Origin of the sequence: Massilia genomosp. 1, from assembly GCF_011682185.1 — a bacterium.
Taxonomy (GTDB): Bacteria; Pseudomonadota; Gammaproteobacteria; order Burkholderiales; family Burkholderiaceae_D; genus Telluria_A; species Telluria_A rubra.
Genome location: NZ_WHJF01000332.1, coordinates 1 through 821 on the forward strand (window position 1 = coordinate 1; position 821 = coordinate 821).

At 46.7% G+C, this 821-nt stretch carries 1 protein-coding gene; it reads right to left on the reverse strand.

Annotated features, from left to right (window positions below; genetic code table 11):
* Positions 1-55 precede the first annotated feature (55 nt).
* Entirely contained in the window at positions 56-304 is a 249-nt protein-coding gene (locus F1735_RS33910) for a hypothetical protein (protein WP_167241431.1), read from the reverse strand.
* Positions 305-821 lie beyond the last annotated feature (517 nt).

Sequence of the window (821 nt, forward strand, 5' to 3'; positions counted from 1 at the left end):
GTCCACGCAAAAGACGAAAGTAAACCTGAAATGCGGCGAGTTTACAAGGGGCGCGTTAAGTCATTGAATGTAAACAGGTTTTCAGCACGGTCGGCACCGCGCGCAAGACTTGTGTATAACGAGGTGCATTGAATGGCGTAAGGGTTTTCAGGATGTATTGGTCGGTGGTGCTGTTGTTGGTCAGAGTAAAATCTACCACGACCTCGTCATTGGGTTGCAGGTTGGCTTTGGGGGCATTAAGCTGAGCCGAGACCGGGGTGCTTGCAGCGTTGCTGCTATGGCATATGATTGCCAGCGCAGTCATGGTGATTGCCTTGAAAAGATTCGTGGTTTGCATTTTTTCCCTTGAACAGGTGTTTTTTGAAAGGTGTAAATTCAGTCTTGTGGAATGCCGCAACGGTGCATTTCATAGACTCAAGTTATTACTCATTGGAATTATTCATAAAACGGCCGTGCCAAGAAACACGAAACGCCCCGATTCGACATATCAGCGACCAAGGCGTCCGTAATCAAAAAGATAACTGTTCAGTCCCTATGCCAGCCAGGTAAAGAGCCTGCGTTTTTGCTGGAAAATTTGACAAATCTCGGCGGTTTCGCAGTTTTTTGAGAAAAACTCGATGGTTTTCGATAGCTCTCCATAGCGGCTGAACAGTCACTCAAAAAGATGATTCCGACCCGCCAGAAACGTCACATTTGTAACCAATCACCTCCCCGCAGACAATTTTTCTGCCTGGAAACTCAGTTCAATGTATGATGTGCAATCTTGTTAAAAAAGCCCACGCCTCTCACTGATTTCGACCTGCGCCAGATGGATGAAGAAT